We start from the raw sequence: 26229 nt of genomic DNA on the forward strand, positions 1-26229 counted from the left end.
GGCAGGCGGGCGGCGCGGCCCGTGCCCTGTTCGACGACCGATTCCAGCATGAAATTCATGTGCGCCAGCGGATCGGGCTGCACCACCCGCCCCGGGCCGGAGCCGCGGCGTTCATAGAGAACCTGCCCGCCCATGGTGCGGATGCGCGTGATGCCGTGCGGGATGACGCCCATGCCGCCGTTTGCGAAGGGGGCGTAGGCGGCGGCCAGCTCCATCGGCGTGACCTCCTGCGCGCCCAGCGCCAGCGAGCGGGTGGGGGCGAGGCGGGAGACGATGCCCATGCGCTGGGCGGTGCGGGCGACCTTTTCGCGGCCCAGTTCCTCGGTCAGGCGCACGGCGACGGTGTTGAGGGATTTTTCCAGGCCGGTCTTCAGCGCCACCTCGCCGTAATAGCGTTCGCCATAATTGCCCGGCTCCCAGTCGCCGACGCGCACCGGGGCGTCCATGCGGGTGGTCCAGGGCGACAGGCCCGCTTCCATCGCGGTGAGATAGACGAAAGGCTTGAAGGCCGAGCCGGGCTGGCGGTGCGCCATGACGGCGCGGTTGAACTGGCTGGCCGTGTAGTCGCGGCCCCCGGCCAGCGCCAGAACCTCGCCCTGCGGCCCCAGCGCGATCAGCGCGCCCTGTTCGGCGCCCTTGTCGATGGCTTCCTGTTTCAGGCCTTCGCGCAGGGTGCGCCCGGCCATGCGCTGCATGGGCAGGTCCATCGTGGTCTCGACGATCAGGTCGGCATTGACCTCGCCCACCAGCTGGCGGACCTCGGTATCGACCCAGTCCATGAAATATTGCGCGCTTTCCACCGCGCTGGCGCGAGAGACGACGATGGGCGCGTCGAATGCGGTTTCCCGCTGTTCCGGCGTGATCTTTCCGGCCTCGACCATGACGTCCAGCACGACGGTGGCGCGGGCCTCCGCCCGGGCGACGTCGGAGGACGGATTATAGCGGGAGGGCGCTTTCAGGAGGCCCGCCAGGAGGGCGGATTCGCCCAGCGTGACCTCGCTGGCCGGTTTGGAGAAATAGCGCTGCGAGGCGGCCTCGATCCCCCAGGCGCCGCCGCCGAAATAGACGCGGTTGAGATAAAGGGCGAAGATCTCGTCCTTGGTGAATTTGCGCTCCAGCCACAACGCCAGCAGCATTTCCTGCGCCTTGCGCCGGATCGTGCGCTCATTGGTCAGGAACAGGTTCTTGGCCAGCTGCTGGGTGATGGTGGAGCCGCCCTGCACCACGTAGCCGGCGCGGAAGTTCGCATAAGCGGCGCGCGACAGGCCGATGGGGTCGATGCCCGGATGCGCATAAAAGCGCCGGTCTTCCACCGCCATCACCGCGCCGGGAAGGTGGTCGGGCAGGGAATCCAGCCGGACCGGTGGGCCATAGACCGCCCCGCGCCGGGCGATCAGCCGGCCTTCACGGTCAAGGAAGGTGACGCTGGAGGAATCCTCCACGTCCCAGAGCGCGGAGGTGTCGGGCAGGTCATGCGCGAACCAGGCGACGGTGCCCGCACCGATAACGGCCAGCCACAGGATGGCGATGCCCGCCCAGCGCAGCCACGGCGTGCCGCGCTTGGGCGCGGCCTTCTTGCGGCTGGCGGGTTTGTTTTTCGGCTTGCGGCGAGAGGCCATGATTTTTCAGGTCCGGAACATACCGTTTCAGGCAAGGCCATGCCGTCATCACGGTTAAGGCGCGGCTAATTTCATTATGCCCCGCGCAGCGCGGCGCGGCTATGATGCGTGTTATTCGGCCGCGTTTTCGCTGAGCGCCAGTTCCGGCGGGGCGGCTTGGGCCCTGGCGTTTTCGGGCAGCCAGACCGTGACGCAGGCGCCTTTGCCCTGCTCGCTCTCGAACTCCACCCAGCCGCCATGCATGGCGGCGAATTCGCGGACCAGCGCCAGGCCAAGGCCCGCGCCGCCGCCGCGCCCGGAATTGAAGCGGTCGAACACCTTGGCCTGTTTTTCCGGCTCCAGCCCCGCGCCGGTGTCTTCCACCCAGATGCGCGCGGCGCCGTCCTCCCGCTCACAGCCCAGCGTGACTTCGCCGCCTTCGGGGGTGTGGCGGATTGCGTTATTGATGAGGTTGAACAGGATCTGCTTCACGCGCGTCTCGTCCGCGCGGATCGCGCCCAGATCCCCGCGCGCGTCCAGCGCCAGCTTGACGTGGCCTTCCAGCGCGCGGCCCTCGGCGGTTTCCAGCGCGCTTTGCAGGGTTTCCTCCAGATGCACATCGCCCAGGTCCAGCTCCAGCGCGCCGGCGTCGATGGCGGCGATGTCGAGGATGTCCTTGATCAGCTTGTCCAGCTGCTGGGAGGCGGTCTCGATAGCGCCGAGAAATTCCTGCTGGCGCTCGTTCAGCTCGCCCGAGATGTTGGATTTCAGCATCTCCGCATAGCCGGAGATGGTCGTGAGCGGGGTCTTCAGCTGATAGGAGACATGGCGCACGAAATCGGTTTTCTGGCGGTCGGCTTCCTGCAGCGCCTCGTTATGCTGGCGCAGGATCTTTTCCTCCCGCTTGATGGCGGTGATGTCGGCAAAGGCCAGCACGGTGGCGCCGTCCGGCAGGGGCTGGGACATCCAGGTAAGGGTGGAGCCGTCCGCGCGCTCCATCTCGCCCACCGAGCCGACGCGGGATTCAGGCGAGGGGTCGGTGACCCGGCCCTTGATCTCCTCCCACACCGCGTTCTTGTGAAAGAGGGGGCGGCAGATTTCGGCCACATCCTCGAACGCGGCGCTGTCGTCCAGCTGGCCGTCCTTGATGTTCCACATGCGGTCGAAGGCGGCGTTGTGCAGGCGCAGCTCCCCGGCCGAGCCGAACACCGCGACGCCCTCCATCAGATTGTCCAGCGTGGCCTTCCGCACGGTCAGCGCGGTCTTGTACTGGGCGCTGAGCACAACTTCCTGCGTGACATTGTCGAACAGCAGGATCACCCCGCCCAGCGGATGCTGCTGGCGCACCACGCGCAGGGTGCGGCCGTCGGGAAGCGGCCAAATTTCCTCCGGCGCCTCTTCCGGGAAATCCTCGTAATATTTCAGCTCGCCGGCTTTCCACTCGGCAAAATCGGCCTGTTCGGGCAGGCGGCGGGCCTCGCGCAGGCGGTCCAGAATCTCGCCGTGCGTCGGGCCGTCGTCCAGCCAGGCTTCGTCCAGGCTGAACATCTCGGAGAAGGCGCGGTTGTGAAACACCATTCGGCGGGACTTGCCGAAGATCGCCACCGCCTCAGCCATGTGGTCCAGCGTCTCGTCATGGGCGCGGACATGGCGGGACAGCGCCTCCTTGGCGTTCATCTCTCCGCTGACATCCACCGCGACGCCGGAAACGCCGCCGGAGACCGGATAGAGGCAGAGGCCGAGGACACAGCGGTCGCCCGCGATCACCGCGCGGCGTGTTTCCTCCACCGGCTCGCCCGCCTCGACCGCGGCGCGGGCGAGGTCCGCCAGGTCCGGGTGGAGCATGACGTCGTTCTTCACCGCGGAGTCGAGGCTCGGCTCCTCCACCGCGGCCAGATAGGCGGCGTTGGCCCAGAGCAGCTTGCCCGCCGCGCTCATGCGCCATGCGGGCAGCGGGGACTTGTCCAGCGTTTCAAGGAAAACCAGCGGGTCGTCGCCCAGCGTGCGCAGGGACTCCTCGCGCTTTCCGGCGGCGTCGGATTCGTCGAGGCTGCGCACGGTGGAGTCGGTCAGCCACAGCACGGCCTGCGCGCCGGCCGGACGGCCATCGGCGTCAAGGAAGCGGCCTTCGGGGCCGGATATCGTCATGGAGAAGGCGCGGCCCGTCTCGCGCAGCTGGCGCAGGCGCTTGCGCAGCGTGACGTGGTCGCCGGAGGCCTCGCGCGCTTCATAGTCGGCGATGCCGTCAAGAATGGAGGCGGCGGGGCTGGGTCCGGCCGTGGCGCCGGCGAAGTTCAGCAGGGCGGTCATCGCCGACGGGGAGCCGAACAGGCGCGGCTCGCCCCAGTCGGCCTCCGCGTCCACGTCTTCCTCGCTCCAGGTCAGGATGACGCCCGGATGGGCGTTGAAGACGCCCTCCGCCCGGTCCAGCCGCGCTTCCAGCATGGAGGTGCGGGTCTTCCAGCGCCTGTGCCCGGCGCGCGCGCCCTGCGTCAGCCGCCACGCCCACAGCGCCGCCGCAACGGCGAAACACACCGCCCCGACCGTGACGATCAGCGTTGCATATTGTTGAACCGCAGGATCCACGCCTTCGATCCACCCCTTCGCGAATTGGCGAATCACCAATGTAACGGATGGGAATCTCGCGCGCGAGGCGTTTACGTTTGGCTAACCAAAACGCGAAAACAGACGCTGCCGCCTAGCCGGCGATCATCACCTGGCCCAGCTTGAAATCGATGCGGACCAGGCAATCGGTCAGCCGCCCCGATTGCGGGGGCAGGAAGCGCCAGTCCTCGACCGCGCTCACCGTCACGCCGTTGAACCAGCCGGCCGGGGCCTCGCGCAGGACGGCGACATTCTCCGTCCGCCCGTCCAGCCCGACATCCAGCTCCACGATCACCCAGCCCTGCACGCCGTGTTTCCAGGCGCGGCGCGGATAGTCCGGCTTGGGCGTTTCGACGGCGGAGAGCTTGGAGCCGCCACGGCACTGGCCGGGCTCGGCATAGGACTGGGTGCGCAGCGGGTGCGGATAGTCGCTGCGCGGCGTGAAATCGCCCCTCGGGCCGATGGGCGCGATGGCGCAGGCGGAGAGAAGGGCGCAGATCAGGATGGAGGCGAGGCGTTTCATGGAGCGATGTCTAGCGCGTCCGGCGGAGCGTTTGGAGAGGCTTTTCCACCTCTATTCCGGCTGCGGCCCCGGATTGCGGTCCGGCGCGCCCCGCCAGACGAGGAAGGAATAGACGACCGCGATGATCGCCGCGCCGACAGAGCCGCCGACAATCAGCCAGAGCGCGGTCTGCACCGGGGCGAACAGGGCCAGCGGAACCCCGATCAGGCCCACAGCGACCCACAGGCGGCCGACCAGGCGGTGGGTCTTCTGCCAGCTCAGATCGCTGGTCAGGGTCCAGGGCGTGCGCACGCCCAGAAAGAAGTTTGGCCGCGCCTTGGGCAGGACATTGCCCAGCAGCAGGAAAAGAAGCGCGGTGGCCAGCAGGATGCCCCGGATCATGACCGGGCCGCCGGACGGGTCCAGGCCGTAAAGAATGGAAAAGGTGATCGCCGCCTGCGCCAGCGTCGCCACGGCCATGCCGCCGATCCAGCTGATCAGATAGGGCGTGGCGGAGCGTTGCAGGTTCTTTCCGCGCGGATCGATGCTCGGAAGCACGGCGCAGATGAGGCCGATGCCCAGAATGATCGGCGGGATGATGGCGAAGGCCTCCCATTTCCCGCCATAGCGGTCGGGCTGTCCGTCGGGACCGAAATGCACGGGCAGGGGTTCGCCCGCCGGAGCGTGCATCCAGCCAAGGGCCGAAAGCGCCGTGGCGGCGGCGAAGAATATGGCGGTGAAAATCAGGCCTGTGCGGATCATGATGTGTCTCCGTCTTTCCCGCCGCCGGCCAGATCCAGCAGCAGGGCGGCCGCGTCTTCCGCGACCGAGGTGTTGAGGCGGTAATGAATGGTGGTGCCCTCGCGCTCGGCCATGATCAGCCCGGCGTCCTTCAGCACGGTGAAATGGCCGGACATGGTCGGCTTGGACACGTCGAACGCCCCGGCCAGCTCCCCCGCCGTGCGCGGCCCGTCCCGCAACATGCGCAACACGGCGCGGCGAACCGGATGGGACAGCGCTTTGAAGACCGAATTCATAGCCTGCATTATTTAGTGAAGTGACTAAATATAAGCAAGCACAATCAGGGCAGCGACCGCGCCAACAGCGGACGCGGCTTTCTATTGCAGTGCAATACCCCTATATGCGCGCCCCATGAGCCGGTCTTTGAGAAATATCGCTATTATCGCCCACGTCGACCACGGGAAAACCACCCTGGTGGACGAACTCCTGCGCCAGTCCGGCGCGTTTCGCGACAATCAGCGCGTCGATGAACGCGCGATGGATCGCAACGCGCTGGAGCGCGAGCGCGGCATTACGATCCTCGCCAAGGTGACGTCTGTCGCCTGGAACGATGTTCGCCTGAACATCGTGGATACGCCCGGCCACGCCGATTTCGGCGGGGAAGTGGAGCGCATCCTGTCCATGGTGGACGGTGCGGTGCTGCTGGTCGACGCGGCCGAAGGGCCGATGCCGCAGACCAAGTTCGTGCTGTCCAAGGCGCTGAAAGTGGGCCTGCGCCCCATCGTGGCGCTGAACAAGATCGACAAGGACGAGGCGCGTCCCGACGCCGTGGTGGACGAGGTGTTCGACCTGTTCGCCGCGCTGGGCGCCGACGAGGACCAGCTGGACTTCCCGATTCTCTACGGTTCGGCCAAGCAGGGCTGGATGGCCGACGCGCCGGACGGGCCGCAGGACGATGTCTCGCCGCTGTTCGAGAAGATCGTCGAGCATGTCTCCGAGCCCAAGACCGAGGACGGACCGTTCCGGATGCTGGCCACGACCATCGAGGCCGATCCGTATCTGGGCCGCATCCTGACCGGGCGCATCGCCTCGGGCACGGTGAAGCCGAACATGAACGTCAACGCGCTGGCGCGCGACGGCCGGGTGGTGGAGCGCGGGCGCGTCTCCAAGGTTCTGGCCTTCCGCGGGCTGGAGCGCACGCCGGTGGACGAGGCGCGCGCGGGCGACATTGTCGCCATCGCCGGCCTGAACGAGGCGACGGTCGCCGACACGCTGGCCGACACCACCGTCGAAACGCCCATCGCCGCCGACCCCATCGACCCGCCGACGCTGGCCATGACGTTCCGCGTGAACGACTCGCCGCTGGCCGGGACCGAGGGCAAGAAGGTCACCTCCCGCATGATCCGCGACCGCCTGTTCCGCGAGGCGGAGGGCAATGTGGCGCTGGAAGTCACCGAGACCGGCGAGAAGGACGCCTTCGAGGTCGCCGGCCGGGGCGAGCTGCAACTGGCCGTGCTGATCGAGACGATGCGCCGCGAGGGCTTCGAGCTGGGCGTTTCGCGCCCCAAGGTCGTGGTGAAGAAGGACGAGAGCGGCGCGCTGCTGGAGCCGATCGAGGAAGTCGTCATCGACGTCGACGAAGAGCATTCCGGCGCGGTGGTGCAGAAGCTGTCCGAGCGCAAGGCGGACCTGATCGAAATGGTTCCCTCCGGCGGCGGGCGCCAGCGCCTGGTCTTCCACGCGCCGACGCGCGGCCTGATCGGTTATCAGGGCGAGCTGCTGTCCGATACGCGCGGCACGGCGATCATGAACCGCGTCTTCCTGAAATATGACGCCCACAAGGGCGAGATTCAGGGGCGCCGCACGGGCGTTCTGATCTCCATGGCGCAGGGCGAGGCGGTGGCCTATGCGCTGTTCAATCTGGAAGATCGCGGGCCGATGATGATCAAGCCGGGCGACAAGGTCTATGAAGGCATGATCATCGGCGAGCACACGCGCGGCAACGATCTTGAGGTCAATGTCCTCAAAGGCAAGAAGCTGACGAACGTGCGCGCCTCCGGCAAGGACGACGCGGTCACGCTGACCCCGCCGATCCGCATGACGCTGGAAAAGGCGCTGGCCTATATCGAGGACACCGAGCTGGTCGAGGTGACCCCGGAATCGGTCCGCCTGCGCAAGGTCCATCTGGACCCGCACGAACGCAAACGCGCCGAGAAAACCAGGGCCGCCTGACTTTCCTCCCCTCGCCCCCGAGAGGGGGAGAGGGCTTGAGGGTCCAAATCTCCTGATTTGGAAAAGCCGAAAGGGTGAGAGGGCGGTTCGCAGGACAGAGCGTTTCCTTCCACGCCTCCCCTCATCCGTCCTTCGGACACCTTCTCCCCTCCACAGGGGAGAAGGGACGCCAGATGTAATTCCGGAACGCGATACGCAGCGCTTCGCTTGCACCGCATTCCGAACTGCGGTTTTTGCGCCGCGACAGAGCCAGCAAGGATAATCCCATGCGCATAGACGCCATTTCCATCGGCAAGAATCCGCCGGAAGAGGTCAACGCCATCATCGAGGTTCCGGTGGGCGGCGAGCCGGTCAAGTACGAGATGGACAAGGCGGCGGGCACCATGATGGTGGACCGCTTCCTCTACACCTCCATGCGCTATCCGGGGAATTACGGCTTTATCCCGCATACGCTGTCAGAGGACGGCGATCCGGTGGACATCCTGATCGCCAATCAGCGCGGCATCATGCCCGGCGCCGTTCTGGCCTGCCGCCCGGTCGGCGTGATGCTGATGGAGGACGAGGCGGGGATGGACGAGAAGATCATCGCCGTGCCGGCCAGTCACATCTCCCCCTATTATGACCGCGTGAAAGAGCACACGGACCTGGCCCCCATGGTCACCCGCCAGATCGAGCACTTCTTCGAGCACTACAAGGATCTGGAAGAAGGCAAATGGGTGAAATGCCACGGCTGGGACGACGCGGCGCGCGCCAAAGCCCTGATTGTCGAAGCGATCGAGCGGGCGAAAGGCTAGGCGGGGCCGGGCCCGGCCTCCAGATAGGCCGGGTCGAAACCGCAGAACAGGCTCATCCGTTTTACGTCCAGAAAGCGCAATGTCGGCCGGTCCATCTCGATCAGGCCGGCATGGCGCAGCGACGAGATCGTGCGCGAGACATGAACCGGCGTAATGCCCAGCAGGTCACCGATATCGGGCTGGGCCAGCGGCACGGTCAGGGTCTCCCCCTCCATCGCGCCGATCCGCTTGTGAAGATGGCGCAACTCCAGCAGCAGATGCGCCAGCGCCTCCGCCGAGGAACGCCGTCCCAGGCGCGCGACGTGTTCCAGCAGGCGGTTCTCGTCCAGCATCACGCCCAGCCATAGCGCCCTGGCGACATTGGGCCGTTCGGAGACGGCCTCATGCATGGCGCGCGGGCACAGGGCGCAGGCGCGGATATCCGTGGCGCATTTGACCGCGGTGATCGTGCGGGCGCCGGGCAGGAAGGCCGCGCGGTCCACGATGTCGCCGGGCAGCAGAACCTGCACGACCTGCTGGTCCCCGTCGGTCATCGGCAGGTAGCGCAGCGCCCATCCGCTTTCTATGAAAAGCAAAGGCGGAGCGTCGCCCGGACGGATTATATCATCCTGCCGGGAATAGCTGACCGGAGACCGGTCGGCGCGCTTCAGCGCGGCGACGTCGGCGTCCGAAAGAGGCGAATAGGAAGATAAACGCCGGACGAGGACGCCGGTGTCGAATGAACTGGGCGAATTCATTCCGGTCTTGTGGGACGGCTCGCGCGATCCGCCCATAACCTGAGTTAGCAGCGGAAATAATTTTGCGCAGTATCACCGCTTTTAGCCCGTCCAATCACTTAACATGCATCAACCGAACACATGCGTGTATAATGAATGAGTCCTTCCGGAAAATTGATCTCTGTTATCGCGGATCGCCGCAAAGGGGCGTATGTTGAGCCTTGCCGCCAATGGCCCGCTCATTTGGGGGAGGAGGGCTTAAATGCTGGTTGTTTGTGAACAATGTCACGGTCATGGCGTCGCCGCCGGCAAGGACAATATGGATTGTCCCGGGTGTGGCGGAGTCGGATTTGCGCCGCAGCGCGCATTGCGGCCGGCCAGCGCGGTCACGGTGACCCTGCCGCCCGTTAACAGTCCGGTCCCGAGACCGGCAAAATAGGCTTGGGCGGCGGCTAGTCCTGCTGCGCGCCGCGCGTGAACTCCGCCTCGATCTCGAACATCACCCTGTCGCTGACGCCCATGCTGGAGCCCGGCTCCGGTACGCCAAGACTGACCCCGAAATCCGAACGCTTCAGAGCGCCATGGGCCGAGAAGCCGATGCGGGACCCGGCCGGATCCATCGCGTTCCCGGCATAGCCGCCGTTGAATTCCACATCCATCGTCACGGGTTGCGTAACGCCGTGCAGGGTCAGATCGCCCGTCAGGGTCGCCGCGGCCGGGCCGGTTTGCTCGACGCCGGTGGACTGAAACCGCATTTGCGGGAACGCGCCGGCGTCCAGCCAGTCTTCCCCGGCGATGGTGGCGTTAAAGTCCAGATCGTCGCCCGGATAATGGGTTTCCAGAGAACGCGGATCAATTTCGGCGCGGACCTGCATGGTTTCCGGGTTGTCCGGCTCGAATTGCAGAATGGCGTCCCACCCCGTGAAGCGGGCCGTGTAATCAGACAGGCCCAGATGACTGACCGTGAACACCAGGCTGGCGTGCGCCTTGTCCAGCTTGTACTCGCCCGCCGGGGCATCGCTCTGCAGCGCCGCCATGCCGGTCGTCATGCCGGGTTCGGCAGCCTCGGGAGCATTCTGAGCGAAGACGTCTTTTTCGTTGGAGCAGGCGGCCACCAGGATCAGGCAGAGCGCGCTTTCAATTATCCTTGGAGTCATTTTCCGCGTCTTTTGTGTTTTTCAGATAGGCGTCGAGCCGGTCGAAGCTTTCCTCCCAAAAACGCCGATAGCGGGCGAGCCAGCTATCGACATCCTTTAACGGGGCGGCCTGAAGGCGGCAGGGGCGCCATTGCGCTTCGCGGCCGCGCTCGATCAGGCCGGCGCGCTCAAGCACTTTCAGATGCTTGGAAACGGCGGGCAGGCTCATCTCGAACGGTTCGGCCAGTTCGGTAACCGAAGTCTCGCCCGTCGCAAGCCGCGCGAGAATGGCGCGGCGCGTGGGATCGGCCAGGGCCGAAAAGGTCAGGCTGAGACGGTCGTCGGTCATGTTTCCCCTTGATTGAATTGATAAATAACCCTGTGGTTAAATATAAATCGCTGCGGTGCAGCGTCAAGCAGAATAAAAAAGGGCGGCCCGTGAAGGCCGCCCTTTTCAAAGGCTATGGATCGCGGAGATCCTAGTAGCGGTAAGCCTCGCCCTTGTAGGGGCCGTTCTTTTCGACGCCGATATATTCGGCCTGTTCGTCGGAAAGCTCGGTCAGATGGGCGTTCAGCTTGCCCAGGTGCAGCGCCGCGACTTTCTCGTCCAGATGCTTGGGCAGGACGTAAACGTCGTTCTTGTACTCATCGCCCCGGGTGAACAGTTCGATCTGGGCCAGCACCTGGTTGGTGAAGCTGGCGGACATCACGAAGCTGGGGTGGCCGGTGGCGTTGCCCAGGTTCAGCAGGCGGCCCTGCGACAGCAGCAGGATGCGCTTGCCGTCGGGCTTCTCGATCATGTCGACCTGCGGCTTGATCTCGGTCCACTTGAAGTTCTTCAGGCCTTCGACCTGAATTTCGTTATCGAAGTGGCCGATATTGCCGACGATCGCCATGTCTTTCATCTTGCGCATGTGATCGACGGTCAGGACGTCCTTGTTGCCCGTCGCGGTGACGAAGATGTCGGCGGACTCGCAGGCCTCTTCCATGGTCACGACCTCGAAGCCGTCCATGGCGGCCTGCAGGGCGCAGATCGGGTCGATCTCGGTGACCTTCACGCGGGCGCCGGCGCCTTTCAGCGAGGCGGCGGAGCCTTTGCCGACATCGCCATAACCGGCGACGCAGGCGACCTTGCCGGCCATCATCACGTCGGTGGCGCGGCGGATGCCGTCGACCAGCGATTCCTTACAGCCATACTTGTTGTCGAACTTCGACTTGGTGACCGAGTCGTTGACGTTGATGGCCGGGAACGGCAGCTCGCCGCGCTTGGCCATCTGGTACAGGCGCAGAACGCCGGTCGTGGTTTCCTCGGAGACGCCCTGGATGTGTTTCTTCACTTCCGCGAACCAGCCCGGGGAGGATTTCAGGCGCTTGCGGATCTGGGCCTGCAGGTATTTCTCCTCTTCGGAGCCCGGCTCGCCCAACACGCTTTCGTCTTCCTCGGCCTTGGCGCCCAGCAGGATGTACATCGTGGCGTCGCCGCCATCGTCCAGGATCATGTTGCACGGCTCGCCTTCCGGCCAGTCGAAGATCTTGTCCATGAAGTCCCAGTATTCTTCCAGAGTCTCGCCTTTATGGGCGAAAACCGGAACGCCTTCCTTGGCGACGGCCGCGGCGGCGTGGTCCTGCGTGGAGTAGATGTTGCAGGACGCCCAGCGAACCTTCGCGCCGAGCGCTTCCAGCGTCTCGATCAGCACGGCGGTCTGAATGGTCATGTGCAGGGAACCGGCGATGCGCGCGCCCTTCAGCGGCTGGCTGGAGGCGTATTCCTCGCGCGTGGCCATCAGGCCCGGCATCTCGGTTTCGGCGATTTCAATCTCCTTGCGGCCATATTCGGCCAGGGAGATGTCTTTCACAGCGTAATCGTTGGCTTGAGCCATGGAGCGGTTAATCCTCGTATTGGCTAAAAACTCTTTTGAAGTCCGCAGCAACAAACAAATCGGGGGAGGCCGCCGGACCAAACTCTGACGCCTTGCGATATAGCGGCGGGGCGGCGGGGCTGCAACCGTCATATAAAGATATCTTTATATGATTGCAGGGGCGTTTGCAGTGACGGCGACGGAAATAACGCCGATAATCGTGCAAGCTGATTGCGATTCACCAGTCCCCGGGGAGCCTTCATGACACGATCTTCCGCGTTTGCCCTTGCCGTGACGGCGATAGCGCTGGCCGCCTGCGGCTCCAGTCCGCGCGAAAGCCAGAGGATCGGCCCCGACCAGCTGGAGTCCGGACGGGTGATGAAGCCGGCCGCGCTGCTGTTCGCGACGTTCGACGCCAATTATGATTTCCAGATCACGCCGGACGAGCTGTCCGCCGGGCTGGAGCGCAGCTTCGACACGATCGATACCGATGATGACGGGACGATCGGCCTTATCGAGCATGCGCGCTGGAGCGAGCGGGTCTCGGGCAGCGAAACGGCGCGGCCCGGCCGGTTCGATTTCGACTCCAACGCCGACTCCCGCATCACGCGCGATGAATTCAACGCCACGCTGGAAGACTTTGCTCGGCGCTATGCCGGCGCGGACGGCGTGATCCAGTTTTCGGAGCTGAGCGAGGACGCGCCGATCGGCGGCTATATGCGGCGGATGGAAAACCGGGAGCTGACGGGCATCGACCGCCCGCCCGGCCGCTAGGCCCCTAGCGGTCCTCGCCGAAGCGGGCCTCGACCAGCGCGGCCAGCACCTTGACCGCGTCCGGCGCGTCGGGGCCGTCGGCGGAGATTTCGATCTCCGCGCCCGGCCCGGCCTGAAGCATCAGCAATTCCATGATGGAGTCCGCCGGCGCGGTCTCCCCGCCGCGGCGGACATGGACCGATGACTGGAACTCGGCGGCCAGTTGCACGAATTTCGCGCTGGCCCGCGCATGCAGGCCGCGCACATTGGTCACCTGAACGCGCTGGCTGGCTTCAGCCATCGCCGCCGTCGAGCACCTGGGACGCCACGGCGATATAGCGCCGCCCGGCCTCCTGCGCCGACTGCGCGGCCTCGTCGATGGTCTGGGTGCGGCGGGCCTCCGACAGCTTGATCAGCATGGGCAGGTTCACGCCCGCGACCACTTCGATGCGGCCCTTGTCCAGAAGCGAGATGGACAGGTTGGACGGGGTGCCGCCGAACATGTCGGTCAGCAGGATCACGCCTTCGCCGTCATCGACGGCCTGCGCGGCGCTGCGGATATCGTCGCGGCGCTTTTCCATGTCGTCATCGGCGCCGATACATACGGCGCGGACCTTGTCCTGATCGCCCACGACATGCTCCAGCGCGGAGACAAGCTCCTCGGCCAGACGGCCATGCGAGACGACAACAAGCCCGATCATTTTAAACGCGTTTCCCCCAACCGTTCCGTTATTCACGTCCCCCGCGAAGAACCGGAATTGTCATCTAAGACTCTTAAATCGGTCAGGAAAAGTTCAAAGCGCTGTGTGCAGCGGCAGAAGCACCGTGAATCGGGCGCCGCGCACGCCGCCTTCGCCGTCTTCCATGTTTTCTGCGGCGATGATCCCGCCATGGCTTTCCACGATCTGGCGGGCGATGGACAGGCCAAGGCCGGAATGGGCGCCGAACACCGCGCCGGGCGGGCGCTCTGTGTAGAATCGCTCGAACACGGTCTCCAGGTTTTCCGGCGGGATGCCCGGCCCCTGGTCCTCCACCGTCACTTTCGCGGCGGGGCCGCCGTCCATGGCGGCATGGGCGTCCAGCGTCATCGTCACCTGCCCGCCCGCGGGGGAGAAGGTGCGGGCATTATCCAGCAGGTTGCGGAAAACCTGACCCAGCAGGCCCTCCAGCGCGGTGACGAAGACTGACTCCTCCTCCGCGCGGTGGAACACGATCCTGGCCTCGCCATCCTTGCGCACGGCTTCATAGAGATCGGCGATATCGGCCAGCATGGCCTGAAGGTCCACCGGCTCGCCGCGTTCGCGCGCCAGCTCCGCGTCCAGCCGGGAGGCGCGGGAGATATCGGTGATCAGCCGGTCCAGCCGCCCGACATCGCTGACCAGCACGGCCAGCAGTTTTTCGCGCGATTCCGGGTCTTTCGTATTGGGCAGGGTCTCCACCGCGCTGCGGATGGAGGTCAGGGGATTCTTGATCTCGTGGCTGACATCGGCGGCGAAACGCTCGATCGCGTCGATGCGGTCATAGAGCGCCTCGGTCATCGCCTTCAGGGAGGTCGAGAGATCGCCGATATCGTCGCGGCGGTGCGACAGGTCCGGGATGGCGGCGCGGCGCGGCCCGGCGTGGCGCACCTGATCGGCGGCAACGGCCAGACGGCGCAGCGGCTGGGCGATGAACAGGGTCAGCAGCAGCGAGGTGAGGATGGTCACCACGATGGCGAACAGGATGAAGGGCAGCAGCGCCCGACGCTCGGCCGAAACGATGGCGTCCACGTCCGTCGCTTCCAGCGTCAGCACGCCCAGAACCGCGCGCACGCGCTGCACGGGCAGGGAGACGGAGATAACCCGTTCCCCGTCCTCATTGATGCGCTCGGCGGCCACGGCCTCGCCCCGCGCGATGGCGGTGGCGGCTTCCTCTTCCAGCGTCAGGTCGCGGGTCAGGCGGCGTTCGCGCAGCGGATCGACCGTGCTGCGCAGCGCCCCCTCGAACGCTTCCTCCAGACGTCCGGCGTCCAGGTCGAACCCGCCGCCCTCGCCAATGGGCGGGAGGTCGCGCACGCGCACGCGGTCGGAGAGCCGCCATGAATCGGCGACCAGCGCGCCCTCGGTGGTGAACAGGCGGACGCGGGCGAATTCCGGGATATAGAGCTGGGTCAGGACCTGCCGCGCCTCGTCGGTGTCCAGCTGGGCGATGGGCTCGCCCCGCGTCGCGTCCTCGATCAGCACATTGGCGATCAGCTCCCCCTGACCGCGCAGGGAGGCGACGCGCGCCTCGATCAGGCCCTCGCGCATCTCGTTCAGGACGAGGGCGCCGACGATAAGGATGATCAGGCCCGCCAGATTGAACAGCAGGATCATCCGCGTCAGCGCGGAAAAGGCGAGGGGCCGGCCCGGGCGGTGCGGCTTGCGCCGCCGCTGCGCGCGGTCAGCTATCCTTGTAACGATATCCGACGCCATAGAGGGTTTCGATCGCGTCGAAGGTCTTGTCGACGGTGCGGAATTTTTTGCGGATTCGCTTGATGTGGCTATCGATGGTGCGGTCGTCGACATAGATCTGGTCATCATAGGCCGCGTCCATCAGCTGGTCCCGGCTTTTCACATATCCGGGCCGCGAGGCCAGCGCCTGCAGGATCAGGAATTCGGTGACCGTCAGGCGGATCGGTTCGCCCTCCCAGAAGCAGGCGTGGCGGTTGGGGTCCAGCGTCAGCCGCCCGTGCACGATCTTCTTCTTGTCGCCGCCGTCTTCCTCCGGCCCGTCATTGCCGGGCCGCACCCGGCGCAGAACGGCCTTGATGCGCTCGCCCAGCAGGCGTTGGGAGAACGGCTTGGTGATATAGTCGTCGGCGCCGAGATTGAGGCCGATGGCCTCGTCGAACTCGTCATCTTTGGAGGTCAGGAAGATCACTGGAACGTCGGAGTTCTGACGCAGCTTGCGCAGCAGCTCCAGCCCGTCCATGCGCGGCATCTTGATGTCCAGGATGGCCAGATCGGGCGGCGAATCCTTCAGCGCGTCCAGCGCGGACGCGCCCTCGTGAAAACTGGCGACGTCGTATCCCTCATTCTTCAGGAAAAGGGAGACGGAGGTGAGGATGTTCTCGTCGTCGTCGACCAGGGCGATTTTCGTCATCGGTTCAAATCATCCGTTAAAGCGAGGCGGGCGGGGCGGTTTTTCACTCTTTTGCAAGCATAACCGACCTAAACAGCATGGCTGAAATATGGTCGGGAGGGCGGAAACGTCGTGGGGCAGCGCGAAATTCATTACGAAGTCTATCTGATGCGGCGCCGGAAAGGCGCCTGGGCGCTGTATCAGGCCTTCGATTCGCGCGAAACCGCCATCGAGACCGCCAAAAAGCTCCACGCCCAGCATAACGAAGGCGCGGTTCGCGTCGAGAAAGAAACCTATGACGGGGGCGACCGCGCCTTTGACGCGGTGACGGTTTTCACGCTGGGCGAGGTCGAACAATCGGTTCACGCCGGCCGCGATTCACGCACGGCCGAGCCGCCCTGCTCTCTGGCCGAGGATCTGTGGACGGTGCATTCTCGCCGCACGATCGCCCGCGTTCTGGAGGAATGGCTGGCGCGGGAAACCGTGCTGACGCTGGAGCTGATGCACCGGCCGGACCTGGCCGAGAAGCTGGAATCGGCGGGCACCACGGTGCAGCACGCCATCCAGAAAACCGCCATCGCGCAGGCGCAGGAATATGATTCCAGCGTGCAGCATTTCGTCAAACGCCTGAACGAGCTGTCGGAAAAAGCCTTCAGCCGGGTGGTCGAGGACGGCCGGCAGGGCCGCCTGCCCAAAGTCTCCGGCGCCGGCGAAGTCGCCGCCCTGGCCGCCAGGCTGGTCAAGGCATCCAGCTATCGCCGCTGCGCCCTGATCGCCAGCGGCATCAAGGGCGCGAAGGGCTGGGCAGGAAAGCTGACCGCGCTTCTGGATATCGCCGACCAGCTGACCGAGCCGGAGGTCGCCGAGGCGCTATACCCGGATATCGACGATTTCCTGACCGAGCTTCTGAGCGTCAATGCGGCCGCGGATTCGCTGGCGCAGGACCCGGAGGATCTGGGCGATATTCTGGACGCGCTGGTTGATGTGATCACGACCAAGCCCGCCCATCCGGACAATCTGACCGCCGGGGCGCGGCGGCTGTCGAAATATTTCGCGGCCAAGGAATTCCCCGGCGCCCGCGCCGCGCTGGCCCGCCGCGTTCTGGACGATCTCTGCCGCCCGGTGCGCCTGAAGCCGGACGATGTGTGGGGGGAGGTGAAACTCTCCCGCGCGCTGGCCGACCGCCTGATCGCGCTGGCCGGGGCCGATTTCCCGGTGGAGCGCACGGCGGAGGCCTTCATCTATCGTTCGGGGCGCATGGTCGCGCCGGAAGTGATCGAGGAGGCGCTGGCCACCGCCGACACCGCCGTGGATGCGCTGGACCGCCTGATGCGGCTGGAAACCGCCATTGCGGGCGCGCCGACCAAGCGCAAGCTGGCGGCCTATATTCGCGGCCGCCTCGGCTCTCACCAGACCGAGGCCGAATTCGTGCGCGGCCCCGGCAAGCCGATGGAGCGGCTGGCGCAGCTGACCGCGTTGCAGCGCAAGGCGTTCAATAGCGGCTTCTGCGATGAGGACCGCGACGAGATTACAGACCAGCTCGACCGGCTGGGCATGGGCATACTGGAGACCAGCAAGCTGATCGCGGCGCTGGAAAAGCGCGACGCGCCGGCGCTGGAAAAGGCGGAGTCGCTGCTGCGGCTGGCCACCCGCAACGTGCTGCCGCAGGGCCGCTGTCAGGCCGAGGCCAGCGCCCGGGCGCAGGCGCTGCTGCGCGAGGCGATGAAATCGGGCCAGAGCGACCCGCAGCGCCTGACCGAAATCCGCGACATGCTGGGCGAAATCGCCGCCTAGGCCCGCTTTCGCCGCCGCGCCCAGCTGCCGATCATACGCACGGGGCGGCCGTCAATCGCGGCCAGACCCAGCGCGATCAGCGCCAGCCCGGCCAGTTGGTTGGCCGCCATAGTCTCTTCGAGGAACAGCGCGCCCAGCAGGATCGCGGTGACCGGGACCAGCAGCGTCACCAGCATCAGGTTCGTCGCGCCCGCGGTGGAGAGAATCCGGAAATAGAAGACATAGGCCAGCGCCGTGGAAACCAGCCCCAGCGCGGCGAGGCAGGCGATGACGCCGGCCGACGGCAGGGGCAGGGTCCAGGGCGCGTCGAGGACAAGGACAAGCGGGATCAGGATCAGGCTGGACATGGTGACCTGCCCGGTGGCGGTGGCCATGGGCGCGACGCCCATGCGGCGGAAGCGGCGCCCGAAAATGCCCGCCAGCGCATAGGACAGCGCCGCGCCAAGACAGGCGATCTGCGCCCAGATATCGGCGTGCAGGGCGCGCATGGCGTCGCCGCCGATCAGCGCCGCCACCCCCGCCAGCCCCAGCAGCGCACCGGCCAGACGGCGCGGCGTCAGGCGTTCGTCATCGGTCAGGAAATGCGCCGCGGCGATGGCGAAGAGCGGCGTGGTCGCGTTGAGGATGGAGGCAAGGCCGGAGGCGATCTGCGTCTGGCCCCAGACCAGAAGACTGAACGGAATGGCGTTGTTCATCAGCCCCATCAGCGCAAACGCCGCCCAGACTTTAGGCTCCGACGGCATGCGCCGTCCGGTCAGGCGCAGAAAGACATGCAGCGCCAGCGCCGCCAGAATCAGGCGTGTGGCGACGATGGTGAAGGGCGGCAGCTCACCCACCGCGATCTCGATAAAGAAGAACGACCCGCCCCAGACGACCGACAGCCCCAGCAACAGTCCCCATTCCAGGGCTGTCATCTCTTTCGCCTGCGCCATTGGCCGCTCCTCGCCTCAAAGCGTCTCCTTAGACGTTTCACCGAGTCGGAACAGCCCGGTTTTTGCGGTGGGGGGCGGCACAGCGCACCCTCGCTCCCGAGAGGGGGAGAGGGTTTTGAGCGCCCAATCCGGCAACGGATTGGTGTTGCGCGAAAGGGAGAGGGGGATGTTGCCGGGCTTGGCGATAATTTTTGAGACCACCCCCTCTCCCATTCAGTCATCCAAATCCTCTGCGAGTATTTGGGACTTCATTGCCCTCTACCCCCATTAAGGGGGCGAGGGTGGGAGCTAGACCCCGAACGCGGCCGGGTAGATCAGCTTGCCTTGCGCCCTGGCGAGGGCGCCGGGCTCCAGTTCCAGCGCCATGAAGGACTCGCCGGAGAAGGGGGCGTCGAGGCCAGCGGCGAGGGAGGCGGAGAAGCCGAAGCGGGGATAGTAATCGGCGTGACCGAGGACGATGACGGCCTCCACGCCGCGCGCCCGGCATTCGCCAAGGCCGGCGGCAACCAATAGCGTGCCCGCCTTCTTGCCCTGCCAGTCCGGAACCACCGCCATCGGGGCGAGGGCGGCGAGCGACGGGGTCTCGCCCGATCCGCTCATCGTCAGGCGGGAGAACAGGATATGACCGATCGCCTCTTCCTCTTCCTCCGCGATCAGGGAGGCGACGACGTCGCCGTTTTCACGCAGCCTGTCGACCAGATCGGCCTCGTCGGGCTGCTCGAACGCGGCTTCGTTGATGGCGCGGATGGCGGCGTGATCGGCGGGCGTCTCGGGGCGGACGGAGATCAATGCGCCTCGTCCCAGGTCATGCCCTTTCCGGCGTCCACGACCAGCGGCGCGTCGAGTTTGAGGACCGGCTCGGGGGCGTTGACCATGACATCTTTGGTCAGCGCGATCAGGTCGTCGGCCTGGGATTCCGGGACCTCGAAGACCAGTTCGTCATGCACCTGGAGGAGCATTTTCGCGTCCAGCTTCTTCGCCGAGATGGCGTCGGGCAGGCGGATCATGGCGCGGCGGATGACGTCGGCGGCGGTGCCCTGAATGGGGGCGTTGATGGCCTGACGCTCGGCCCCGCCGCGCTTGTTGAAGTTGGAATCCTTGATGTTCTGGATGTGAACCTTCCGCCCGAACAGGGTGGAAACGAAGCCCTGACGCCGCGCCAGATCCTTGGTCTCGTCCATGTAGCGCTGGATTCCGGGGAATTTCTCGAAATAGGCGTCGATATAATCCTGCGCCTCGCCGCGGCCGATGCCCAGATTCCGGGCCAGACCGAAGGCGGAAATGCCGTAGATGATGCCGAAATTGATCGCCTTGGCTTGCCGCCGGATCACCGGATCCATGCCCTCGACGGGCGTGCCGAACATCTCCGACGCTGTCATGGCATGGATGTCCTGACCCTCCCGGAAGGCGGTTTTCAGGGCGTCGATGCCGGCCATCTGGGCCAGAATCCGCAGCTCGATCTGCGAATAGTCGGCGGAAACCAGCACGTTTCCGTCCTCCGGCACGAAGGCTTCGCGGATTTTCCGGCCGGCTTCCGTGCGCACCGGGATGTTCTGAAGGTTCGGATCGGACGAGGAAATGCGCCCCGTCGCGGTGGAGGCGAGGTGGAAAGAGGTGTGAACCCGGCCCGTTTTCGGGTTGATCGCGGCGCCCAGCGCATCCGAATAGGTGGATTTCAGCTTGGAATATTGCCGCCATTCCAGCAGCGAGGTGGGCAATTCGTGGCCCGCCGCGGCCAGATCCTCCAGAACCTGCGCGTCCGTGGACCACGCGCCGGTCTTGGTTTTCTTTCCGCCTGGCAGGCCCAGCTCGCCAAACATGATCTCCCCGATCTGTTTGGGGGAGCCGAGATTGAACGAACGGCCCGCAATTTCGTGCGCTTTCGCCTCGTGCTCGGCCATGCGCTGGGCGAAATCGCCCGACAGGCGGGACAGCGCGTTGCGGTCCACCTTGATGCCGTGCAGCTCCATCTGCGCGATAATCGGCGGAAGCGGGCGTTCCAGCCGCTCATAGACCGCCGTGACCCCGTTGGCGGCCAGTTGCGGTTTCAGGACATGCCACAGGCGCAGGGTCACATCGGCGTCTTCGGCGGCGTACTTGGTCGCCGGTTCAAGCTGTATCTGGTCGAAACTCTTCTGGTTCTTGCCCGTGCCGCAGACTTCCTTGAACGGAATCGGCGTGTGGCCGAGATGGCGCTGGCTCAAAGCGTCCATGCCGTGCGCGAACAGGCCGCCCTCCTGCGCGTAGGAGATCAGCATGGTGTCGTCATAAGGCGTGATTTCCACGCCATAGCGACGCAGCACGGCGATGTCATAGATCAGATTCTGGCCGACTTTCAGGACGTCCGGGTCCTCCAGAAGGGGTTTCAGCGCGGCCAGCGCGTCCTCCAGCTTCAGCTGGTCGGGCGCCTTGCCCCCGCCCTCGGCCAGATCCCCGCCCAGATGCGCAAGCGGAATATAGCAGGCCTGGTTCGGGCCGACGGCCAGCGAGACGCCGCACAGGCCCGCGCCGGCGGAATCCAGCGCGTCGGTTTCGGTGTCCACGCCCATCACGCCGGCGGCGCGGCAACGGTCTATCCAGCCCTCCAGCGCGTCCATCGTGGTGACGCACTCATACTTGTCCGGCTCGAAATCGGCCGCGGCGGGGTCGTCGACCACCTCGATATCGGCGCCGTCGGCGGCGAAATCGGCCTCCGCGCGGCGGCGCAGCGTGCGGAACTCCATCAAATCCATGAAGTTCAGCAGGGCGTCCGGCTCCGGCGCTTTCACCGACAGGTCCTCCAGGGTCAGTTCCAGCTCAAGATCGGTCTTCAGGGTCGCCAGAACGTGGGAGATACGGGCCGCCTCGGCGTGCTCGATCAGGCTCTCGCGGCGCTTGGGCTGCTTGATTTCCTCGACGCGGGCCAGAAGCGTTTCCAGATCGCCATAATCGCCGATCAGCTGCGCGGCCGTTTTCACCCCGATGCCCGGCACGCCCGGAATATTGTCCGAGGTGTCGCCGATAAGAGATTGAACTTCCACGACCTTGTCAGGGCCGACGCCGAATTTCTTGACCACCTCATCGGCGCCGATGCGGGCGTCCTTCATGGTGTCGTAGAGTCCGATATTGTCGGAGACGAGCTGCATCAGATCCTTGTCGGAACTGACGATGGTCACCTTCGCGCCCGCGGCCTCGGCCTGGCGGGCATAGGTGGCGATGATGTCGTCGGCCTCATAGCCGCCCAGCTCGATACAGGGCTGGCCGAACGCCTTCACCGCGTCCCGGATCAGCGGGAATTGCGGGACCAGGTCTTCCGGCGGGGGCGGGCGGTTGGCCTTGTAGTCGGCGTAAAGATCCTTCCGGAAGGTCTTTTCGGAGGCGTCGAAGATCACCGCGAAATGGGTCGGCGCGTCGCCCGCCTTCATCTCCCGCAGCAGCTTCATCATCATGCCCGTAAAGCCGTGCACCGCCCCGATGGGCGCGCCGTCCGACTTGCGTGTCAGGGGCGGGAGGGCGTGAAACGCGCGGAAAATATAGCCGGACCCGTCCACCAGATAGAGGTGGGAGTCCGCGGAAATCTTTGAGTCTGAAGCCATGGGCGAAGGTTTAGAGCCACCAGCCCAGCGGGGAAAGATCGCGTGGTGATTTAGGTGGCTTTGAAAGCCTTAAAGCCACGCCAAAGAAGCATGTAGAGAACAACGCCAGCGGCGCCTGCAAAAGCGCTGATGAAGAGGCACCCCGCCAATATGGCGGGTCTGAAGTCCGTGACCGTGAGACCTAGATGCAAGCCGGAGACAATCAGGACAGGCAGTTCCGCACTAAGGACGAAACCCAGAACTCCAATGGCGGCGCCCGCCAGCACGTAACGCCAGAGAGATCGAACGCCGGCCGCGTGGAGTTTACGAACAAGTATGGCGCTCAGGCATGCGATAGGCGCCGCGAAGATCATGAGAATGAATGCGCCAATGATCGACGATACGACAGTCATGTAGGCATCGTAGAGTCCAAAGGGCGCGCCCAGATTCCACTGGATTATCAGTCCCAGCGCGCCAATAAGGCTGGCAGTGAAAGCGCATGCGAGAATGCGAAACGCTTCTGCCAGGAACGGGATCACGCTCCCGGGTCGGCGGGGCTGCCCTTCCGCACAAAGCGGCGGTCGCAATAGCCGCATTCGACGAAGTCTTCGTCGCCCATTTCGTACCAGACGCGGGGGTGGCCCAGCGCGCCGCCGCCGCCGTCGCAGGAGACGCGCTCGGTCTCGACCGCCACCACTTCCGGCGGGTTCATGACGTTCTCGAAGCTGTTCTCTGTCTCGGGCATGGCGTCATCCGGCGATTGCATTTCGGTGCGCGCGCATTGAAAGCGCTGGCCGCGGCCCATAGTTATGCGGGGCGTTTCAATCGGTCAATTTCAAGGTCCTCCATTTCATGAACGAACCGCAGCCGGAATTCGCGCTTGAGGCCTATGGCCTCGAGAAAACCTATCGCGGCAACAAGAAAGCCCCGCCCAAACGGGCGCTGAAGGGCGTGGATCTGCAGATCAGGCGCGGGTCGATCTTTGGCCTGCTGGGGCCGAACGGGGCGGGAAAATCCACCTTCATCAATATTTTCGCCGGGCTGGTGAAGAAGACGGCCGGGCAGGCGATCATCTGGGGCCGCGACATTGACGTTGCGCCGCGCGATGCGCGCGCCGCGATCGGCGTGGTGCCGCAGGAAATCAACATGGACCCGTTCTTCTCGCCGTTTGAGAGTCTGGAGTTCCAGGCCGGCTATTACGGCGTGCCGAAATCCGAGCGGCGGTCGATGGAAATTCTCGACATGGTGGGGCTGGCCGACAAGCGCGACGCCTATGTGCGGCAGCTTTCGGGCGGCATGAAGCGGCGGCTGCTGGTCGCCAAGGCGCTGGTCCATTCGCCGCCCGTGCTGGTGCTGGACGAGCCGACGGCGGGCGTGGATATCGAGCTGCGCCGCCAGCTGTGGGAGAATGTCCGCCGCCTGCATGAGCAGGGCGCGACCATCGTCCTGACCACCCATTACCTCGAAGAGGCCGAGGAGCTTTGCGACGATATCGCCATCATCCATGAGGGCGAGGTCGTGGCCCACGAGCCGAAGAACCAGATCCTCAAGCGCGTCGACCGCAAGACGCTGGTCATCCAGCCGGTGGAGCCGCTGAACGCCGTGCCGGACTCGCTGGCCGGGCACGACGCGGAAATCCGCGAGGACGGGAGCCTGGCCATCACCTACCGCTTCGGCAAGCAGTCCGTGACCGAGCTGATCGAGAAGGCCAAGTCGGGCGGCCTGACAATCGAGGATCTGCGCACCGAGGAAGCCGACCTGGAAGACGTCTTCATGGCCCTGACCTATAGCCGGGGCGAATCCAGCGACGGCGGAGACTCTTCCGAAGATTCCGCCGGCTGATCGAAACGCGTCAGCTCGTTGGATTCGATGACCGCCTGAACCTGCGCCACATAGGCTTCGCCGCTTTGGGCGTAGGGGCCGATATAGCGGGCCATGGCGTCGCCGCGCGGATAGACATTGGATGAGCGCACGGACTCCCGCGCTTCGCGCAGCGCCGAATATTCGGGCCGGGAATTGAGCGCCCGCATGTAATCCCAGACGGAATCGTACAGCGTCTCGAACTGCATGGGGCGTTCCTCGCCCGTTTCGGGCGTGTCCGGGCGGCGGCCGAACAGGGCGTTACGCTGAAGCACCGCGTCGGACGTGCCCCAGCCCGTGGCCAGCACGGCCTGCGCCATGGCCAGCGAGGGCGGGATGACATCGGCGCGGCGCAGCATTTCCTCTAGGTCGGAATAGGGGGTGTTGTAACGCCGGGCCAGCAGGTCGCGATGGGCCTGTTCGGAGAGGGTCAGACGGCGGCCCTCCAGCTCCGCGCTCATCCAGTTCTCGATGGCGGCGCGGTCGTCCAGAACCTGCGCATTCCCGGCGCGGATCAGCGGCTCCAGCGTTTGCAGAAACAGGCGCTTGCGGGTGTCGACGTCCTCTATCTGGTCGAAGTCCGGCGGGAAATCAGCCACCAGCTCCGCCCCGCCGGGGCCGTCGGCGGAAAGCGCGGCGCGTAATTCGTCCACGCTCGCGGGAGCGATGGTCACCGGTCCGGTCGGTTCGGCGACGCGGGCGATCCAGACCGTTGAAACCATGGCCGCGCTGGCCGCGGCCAGCCCCGCCCATGTGCGGGGAGAGCGCCAGACCGCGCGCTGGCGGCGCTCTTCCGATCCGGGGCGGTCCTCGATCACCCCGGTCAGGCGGGCGGCCAGCGGGATGGTCCAGCCCTGCACCAGCAGGGAGACGAGAACCACGGCAAAGGCGATGGAGAAATACAGGTTGGCGTTTTCCACCCCGGCCAGAACCGGAATGACGCCGAGGAAGATCGGCACCGCGCCGCGCAGCCCGGTCCAGGAAACGAAGGCGCGCTCCCTCGGCAGGAAGCGGAACGGGATCAGCGACAGGAAAACCGCAAGCGGGCGGGCGACCAGAATCAGGAAGGCGGCGATGGCCAGCGCGCCGGGCGCCACGGCGATCAGGTGGCTGGGGAAGACCAGCATGCCCAGCATCAGGAACATGCCGATCTGGGCCAGCCAAGCGAACCCGTCCAGCGCGGAGGCGACGGCGTCCGCCTCCCGCCGGTCGCCATTGCCGTAGACCACGCCCGCCAGATAGACCGCCAGAAAGCCGGAAGCGGAGAGCGACTGGGCAAAGCCGAACGCGGCGATGCCGCCGGCCAGCGCGAAGATGGGGTACAGGCCCCGGGCCATGTTCAGGCGCTTCTGCGCGGCCAGAATCAGCCAGCCGGACGCCATGCCGATCACCGCGCCGCCCGCCGCCTGCCAGCTGACCGACAGCACCCAGCCATACCAGGTGTCCGGCGCCGTGCCCGTGAGGACGGAAACGAAGGCCAGAACCAGAAACACCGCGATGGGGTCGTTGAGGCCGGATTCGGCCTCCAGCGTCGCCGCCACGCGCGGGGCGACGCGCAAGCCCCGCCCGCCCAGCAGAGAGAAGACCGCCGCCGCATCTGTGGAGGCGACAATGGCGCCCAGCAGGCCCGCTTCCACCCAGCCGAAGCCGAACAGCCATGCGGCGAACGCGCCGGTCAGTCCGGCGGTCAGGGCGACGCCGACCGTCGCCAGCGCCCCGGCCGGCTTGGCGGCCAACCGGAAAATGCGGCGGCTGGTGCGGGCGCCGCCGTCAAACAGGATGATGGCCAGCGCCAGCCCGCCGAACAGATAGGCCAGCTCGTAATTTTCGAAGGCGATTCCGCCCGGTCCTTCCTCCCCGGCCAGCATGCCGAGCGCCAGAAAGACCAGCAGGATGGGCGCGCCGATCCGCCCGGTCGCCGCGGCGGCGGCGATGGCGAGGACCACAAGGCCGGAGCCGAGCAGGAGAATATAGGCGGCGCTATCCATGAACCGCCTAATGTATCGCGCCCGGCGGCGGAATGAAGGCGCGGGCGGGTCTGAACTGTCAAAA

At 65.6% G+C, this 26229-nt stretch carries 24 protein-coding genes; 5 read left to right on the forward strand and 19 right to left on the reverse strand.

All coding sequences use genetic code 11. The features are described from left to right. The 5 genes from L338_RS09890 to L338_RS09910 form a co-directional block, all read right to left on the reverse strand. Positions 1 to 1619 (reverse strand): transglycosylase domain-containing protein (locus L338_RS09890; RefSeq protein ID WP_022698220.1); only part of this gene is annotated, 1619 nt, incomplete at its 3' end. A 111-nt stretch (positions 1620 to 1730) separates the two neighbouring features. Continuing rightward, entirely contained in the window at positions 1731 to 4184 is a 2454-nt protein-coding gene (locus L338_RS09895; protein WP_027068439.1) for a sensor histidine kinase, read from the reverse strand. A 112-nt stretch (positions 4185 to 4296) separates the two neighbouring features. Further along, positions 4297 to 4725 (reverse strand): energy transducer TonB, encoded by a 429-nt coding sequence (locus tag L338_RS09900; RefSeq protein WP_022698222.1) that lies wholly within the window; start codon positions 4723 to 4725, stop codon positions 4297 to 4299. Between the two features lie 51 nt (positions 4726 to 4776). After that, complete coding sequence (locus tag L338_RS09905; RefSeq protein ID WP_022698223.1) at positions 4777 to 5466, reverse strand: SdpI family protein; 690 nt, start codon at positions 5464 to 5466, stop codon at positions 4777 to 4779. Next, positions 5463 to 5741 carry an autorepressor SdpR family transcription factor gene (locus L338_RS09910; RefSeq protein ID WP_022698224.1) on the reverse strand — a complete coding sequence of 93 codons (279 nt, stop codon included), beginning with the start codon at positions 5739 to 5741 and terminating at the stop codon, positions 5463 to 5465. The genes L338_RS09905 and L338_RS09910 overlap by 4 nt, the downstream gene beginning before the upstream one ends. 115 nt (positions 5742 to 5856) lie before the next feature. Between L338_RS09910 and typA the strand changes: the two genes are divergently transcribed. Together typA and ppa are read left to right on the forward strand one after the other, a co-directional pair. Next, positions 5857 to 7677, forward strand: a complete 1821-nt coding sequence (typA, locus tag L338_RS09915; protein WP_022698225.1) for a translational GTPase TypA — start codon at positions 5857 to 5859, stop codon at positions 7675 to 7677. 266 nt (positions 7678 to 7943) lie between these two features. After that, positions 7944 to 8471, forward strand: coding sequence for an inorganic diphosphatase (ppa, locus tag L338_RS09920; RefSeq protein WP_022698226.1), 528 nt, complete (start codon positions 7944 to 7946; stop codon positions 8469 to 8471). Here ppa and L338_RS09925 read toward each other — a convergent pair. The 4 genes from L338_RS09925 to ahcY form a co-directional block, all read right to left on the reverse strand. Then, positions 8468 to 9208 (reverse strand): Crp/Fnr family transcriptional regulator, encoded by a 741-nt coding sequence (locus L338_RS09925; protein WP_022698227.1) that lies wholly within the window; start codon positions 9206 to 9208, stop codon positions 8468 to 8470. The genes ppa and L338_RS09925 overlap by 4 nt on opposite strands. A gap of 431 nt (positions 9209 to 9639) precedes the next feature. Beyond that, positions 9640 to 10344, reverse strand: a complete 705-nt coding sequence (locus L338_RS09930) for a YceI family protein (RefSeq protein ID WP_027068441.1) — start codon at positions 10342 to 10344, stop codon at positions 9640 to 9642. Continuing rightward, positions 10325 to 10672 (reverse strand): ArsR/SmtB family transcription factor, encoded by a 348-nt coding sequence (locus tag L338_RS09935; protein WP_022698229.1) that lies wholly within the window; start codon positions 10670 to 10672, stop codon positions 10325 to 10327. The genes L338_RS09930 and L338_RS09935 overlap by 20 nt, the downstream gene beginning before the upstream one ends. 130 nt (positions 10673 to 10802) lie before the next feature. Beyond that, the gene (gene ahcY / locus L338_RS09940; RefSeq protein ID WP_022698230.1) at positions 10803 to 12203 is read right to left on the reverse strand and encodes an adenosylhomocysteinase; all 1401 of its coding nucleotides are present in this window, start codon (positions 12201 to 12203) and stop codon (positions 10803 to 10805) included. A 240-nt stretch (positions 12204 to 12443) separates the two neighbouring features. On the opposite strand from ahcY, the gene L338_RS16570 reads away from it, so the two are divergent. Next, on the forward strand, positions 12444 to 12956 hold the full coding sequence (locus tag L338_RS16570; protein WP_022698231.1) for a hypothetical protein: 513 nt from the start codon (positions 12444 to 12446) through the stop codon (positions 12954 to 12956). A 4-nt stretch (positions 12957 to 12960) separates the two neighbouring features. Here L338_RS16570 and L338_RS09950 read toward each other — a convergent pair whose 3' ends face one another. The 4 genes from L338_RS09950 to L338_RS09965 all read right to left on the reverse strand — a co-directional run bounded on the left by L338_RS09950 (position 12961) and on the right by L338_RS09965 (position 16058). Further along, positions 12961 to 13236: an HPr family phosphocarrier protein gene (locus L338_RS09950; protein ID WP_022698232.1), complete on the reverse strand. Its 276-nt coding sequence runs from the start codon at positions 13234 to 13236 to the stop codon at positions 12961 to 12963. Then, complete coding sequence (locus L338_RS09955) at positions 13229 to 13636, reverse strand: PTS sugar transporter subunit IIA (RefSeq protein ID WP_022698233.1); 408 nt, start codon at positions 13634 to 13636, stop codon at positions 13229 to 13231. Before L338_RS09955 ends, L338_RS09950 begins: the two co-directional genes overlap by 8 nt. A gap of 93 nt (positions 13637 to 13729) precedes the next feature. Further along, the gene (locus tag L338_RS09960; RefSeq protein ID WP_022698234.1) at positions 13730 to 15388 is read right to left on the reverse strand and encodes a stimulus-sensing domain-containing protein; all 1659 of its coding nucleotides are present in this window, start codon (positions 15386 to 15388) and stop codon (positions 13730 to 13732) included. After that, entirely contained in the window at positions 15357 to 16058 is a 702-nt protein-coding gene (locus L338_RS09965) for a response regulator transcription factor (protein WP_022698235.1), read from the reverse strand. The genes L338_RS09960 and L338_RS09965 overlap by 32 nt, the downstream gene beginning before the upstream one ends. A gap of 111 nt (positions 16059 to 16169) precedes the next feature. Between L338_RS09965 and L338_RS09970 the strand changes: the two genes are divergently transcribed. Beyond that, positions 16170 to 17831 (forward strand): hypothetical protein, encoded by a 1662-nt coding sequence (locus tag L338_RS09970; protein WP_022698236.1) that lies wholly within the window; start codon positions 16170 to 16172, stop codon positions 17829 to 17831. On the opposite strand, the gene L338_RS09975 is transcribed toward L338_RS09970, so the two are convergent. The 5 genes from L338_RS09975 to L338_RS09995 all read right to left on the reverse strand — a co-directional run bounded on the left by L338_RS09975 (position 17828) and on the right by L338_RS09995 (position 23029). Continuing rightward, positions 17828 to 18763 (reverse strand): DMT family transporter, encoded by a 936-nt coding sequence (locus L338_RS09975; RefSeq protein WP_022698237.1) that lies wholly within the window; start codon positions 18761 to 18763, stop codon positions 17828 to 17830. The genes L338_RS09970 and L338_RS09975 overlap by 4 nt on opposite strands. A gap of 288 nt (positions 18764 to 19051) precedes the next feature. Then, entirely contained in the window at positions 19052 to 19552 is a 501-nt protein-coding gene (locus L338_RS09980) for a GNAT family N-acetyltransferase (protein WP_022698238.1), read from the reverse strand. Beyond that, the gene (gene polA / locus L338_RS09985) at positions 19549 to 22338 is read right to left on the reverse strand and encodes a DNA polymerase I (RefSeq protein ID WP_022698239.1); all 2790 of its coding nucleotides are present in this window, start codon (positions 22336 to 22338) and stop codon (positions 19549 to 19551) included. The genes L338_RS09980 and polA overlap by 4 nt, the downstream gene beginning before the upstream one ends. Positions 22339 to 22388: 50 nt before the next feature. Beyond that, positions 22389 to 22856, reverse strand: a complete 468-nt coding sequence (locus L338_RS09990) for a hypothetical protein (RefSeq protein WP_022698240.1) — start codon at positions 22854 to 22856, stop codon at positions 22389 to 22391. Next, positions 22853 to 23029 (reverse strand): zinc-finger domain-containing protein, encoded by a 177-nt coding sequence (locus L338_RS09995; RefSeq protein WP_206740823.1) that lies wholly within the window; start codon positions 23027 to 23029, stop codon positions 22853 to 22855. Before L338_RS09995 ends, L338_RS09990 begins: the two co-directional genes overlap by 4 nt. Before the next feature lie 140 nt (positions 23030 to 23169). Between L338_RS09995 and L338_RS10000 the strand changes: the two genes are divergently transcribed. Then, a complete protein-coding gene (locus tag L338_RS10000; protein ID WP_022698242.1) occupies positions 23170 to 24159 on the forward strand; it encodes an ABC transporter ATP-binding protein in 990 nt (329 codons plus the stop codon). On the opposite strand, the gene L338_RS16575 is transcribed toward L338_RS10000, so the two are convergent. Then, on the reverse strand, positions 24102 to 26165 hold the full coding sequence (locus L338_RS16575) for a potassium/proton antiporter (RefSeq protein ID WP_022698243.1): 2064 nt from the start codon (positions 26163 to 26165) through the stop codon (positions 24102 to 24104). The genes L338_RS10000 and L338_RS16575 overlap by 58 nt on opposite strands. Positions 26166 to 26229 lie beyond the last annotated feature (64 nt).

Origin of the sequence: Euryhalocaulis caribicus, assembly GCF_000412185.1 — a bacterium.
GTDB classification, from domain to species: Bacteria; Pseudomonadota; Alphaproteobacteria; order Caulobacterales; family Maricaulaceae; genus Euryhalocaulis; species Euryhalocaulis caribicus.

What these genes read in the sequence shown, in the direction of transcription:
- L338_RS09900 (WP_022698222.1), bottom strand. Translation starts at nt 4,725, where the DNA reads ATGAAACGCCTCGCCTCCATCCTGATCTGCGCCCTTCTCTCCGCCTGC.
- L338_RS09905 (WP_022698223.1), bottom strand. Translation starts at nt 5,466, where the DNA reads ATGATCCGCACAGGCCTGATTTTCACCGCCATATTCTTCGCCGCCGCC.
- L338_RS09910 (WP_022698224.1), bottom strand. Translation starts at nt 5,741, where the DNA reads ATGAATTCGGTCTTCAAAGCGCTGTCCCATCCGGTTCGCCGCGCCGTG.
- typA (WP_022698225.1), top strand. Translation starts at nt 5,857, where the DNA reads ATGAGCCGGTCTTTGAGAAATATCGCTATTATCGCCCACGTCGACCAC.
- ppa (WP_022698226.1), top strand. Translation starts at nt 7,944, where the DNA reads ATGCGCATAGACGCCATTTCCATCGGCAAGAATCCGCCGGAAGAGGTC.
- L338_RS09925 (WP_022698227.1), bottom strand. Translation starts at nt 9,208, where the DNA reads ATGAATTCGCCCAGTTCATTCGACACCGGCGTCCTCGTCCGGCGTTTA.
- L338_RS09930 (WP_027068441.1), bottom strand. Translation starts at nt 10,344, where the DNA reads ATGACTCCAAGGATAATTGAAAGCGCGCTCTGCCTGATCCTGGTGGCC.
- L338_RS09935 (WP_022698229.1), bottom strand. Translation starts at nt 10,672, where the DNA reads ATGACCGACGACCGTCTCAGCCTGACCTTTTCGGCCCTGGCCGATCCC.
- ahcY (WP_022698230.1), bottom strand. Translation starts at nt 12,203, where the DNA reads ATGGCTCAAGCCAACGATTACGCTGTGAAAGACATCTCCCTGGCCGAA.
- L338_RS16570 (WP_022698231.1), top strand. Translation starts at nt 12,444, where the DNA reads ATGACACGATCTTCCGCGTTTGCCCTTGCCGTGACGGCGATAGCGCTG.
- L338_RS09950 (WP_022698232.1), bottom strand. Translation starts at nt 13,236, where the DNA reads ATGGCTGAAGCCAGCCAGCGCGTTCAGGTGACCAATGTGCGCGGCCTG.
- L338_RS09955 (WP_022698233.1), bottom strand. Translation starts at nt 13,636, where the DNA reads ATGATCGGGCTTGTTGTCGTCTCGCATGGCCGTCTGGCCGAGGAGCTT.
- L338_RS09960 (WP_022698234.1), bottom strand. Translation starts at nt 15,388, where the DNA reads ATGGCGTCGGATATCGTTACAAGGATAGCTGACCGCGCGCAGCGGCGG.
- L338_RS09965 (WP_022698235.1), bottom strand. Translation starts at nt 16,058, where the DNA reads ATGACGAAAATCGCCCTGGTCGACGACGACGAGAACATCCTCACCTCC.
- L338_RS09975 (WP_022698237.1), bottom strand. Translation starts at nt 18,763, where the DNA reads ATGGCGCAGGCGAAAGAGATGACAGCCCTGGAATGGGGACTGTTGCTG.
- polA (WP_022698239.1), bottom strand. Translation starts at nt 22,338, where the DNA reads ATGGCTTCAGACTCAAAGATTTCCGCGGACTCCCACCTCTATCTGGTG.
- L338_RS09995 (WP_206740823.1), bottom strand. Translation starts at nt 23,029, where the DNA reads ATGAACCCGCCGGAAGTGGTGGCGGTCGAGACCGAGCGCGTCTCCTGC.
- L338_RS10000 (WP_022698242.1), top strand. Translation starts at nt 23,170, where the DNA reads ATGAACGAACCGCAGCCGGAATTCGCGCTTGAGGCCTATGGCCTCGAG.
- L338_RS16575 (WP_022698243.1), bottom strand. Translation starts at nt 26,165, where the DNA reads ATGGATAGCGCCGCCTATATTCTCCTGCTCGGCTCCGGCCTTGTGGTC.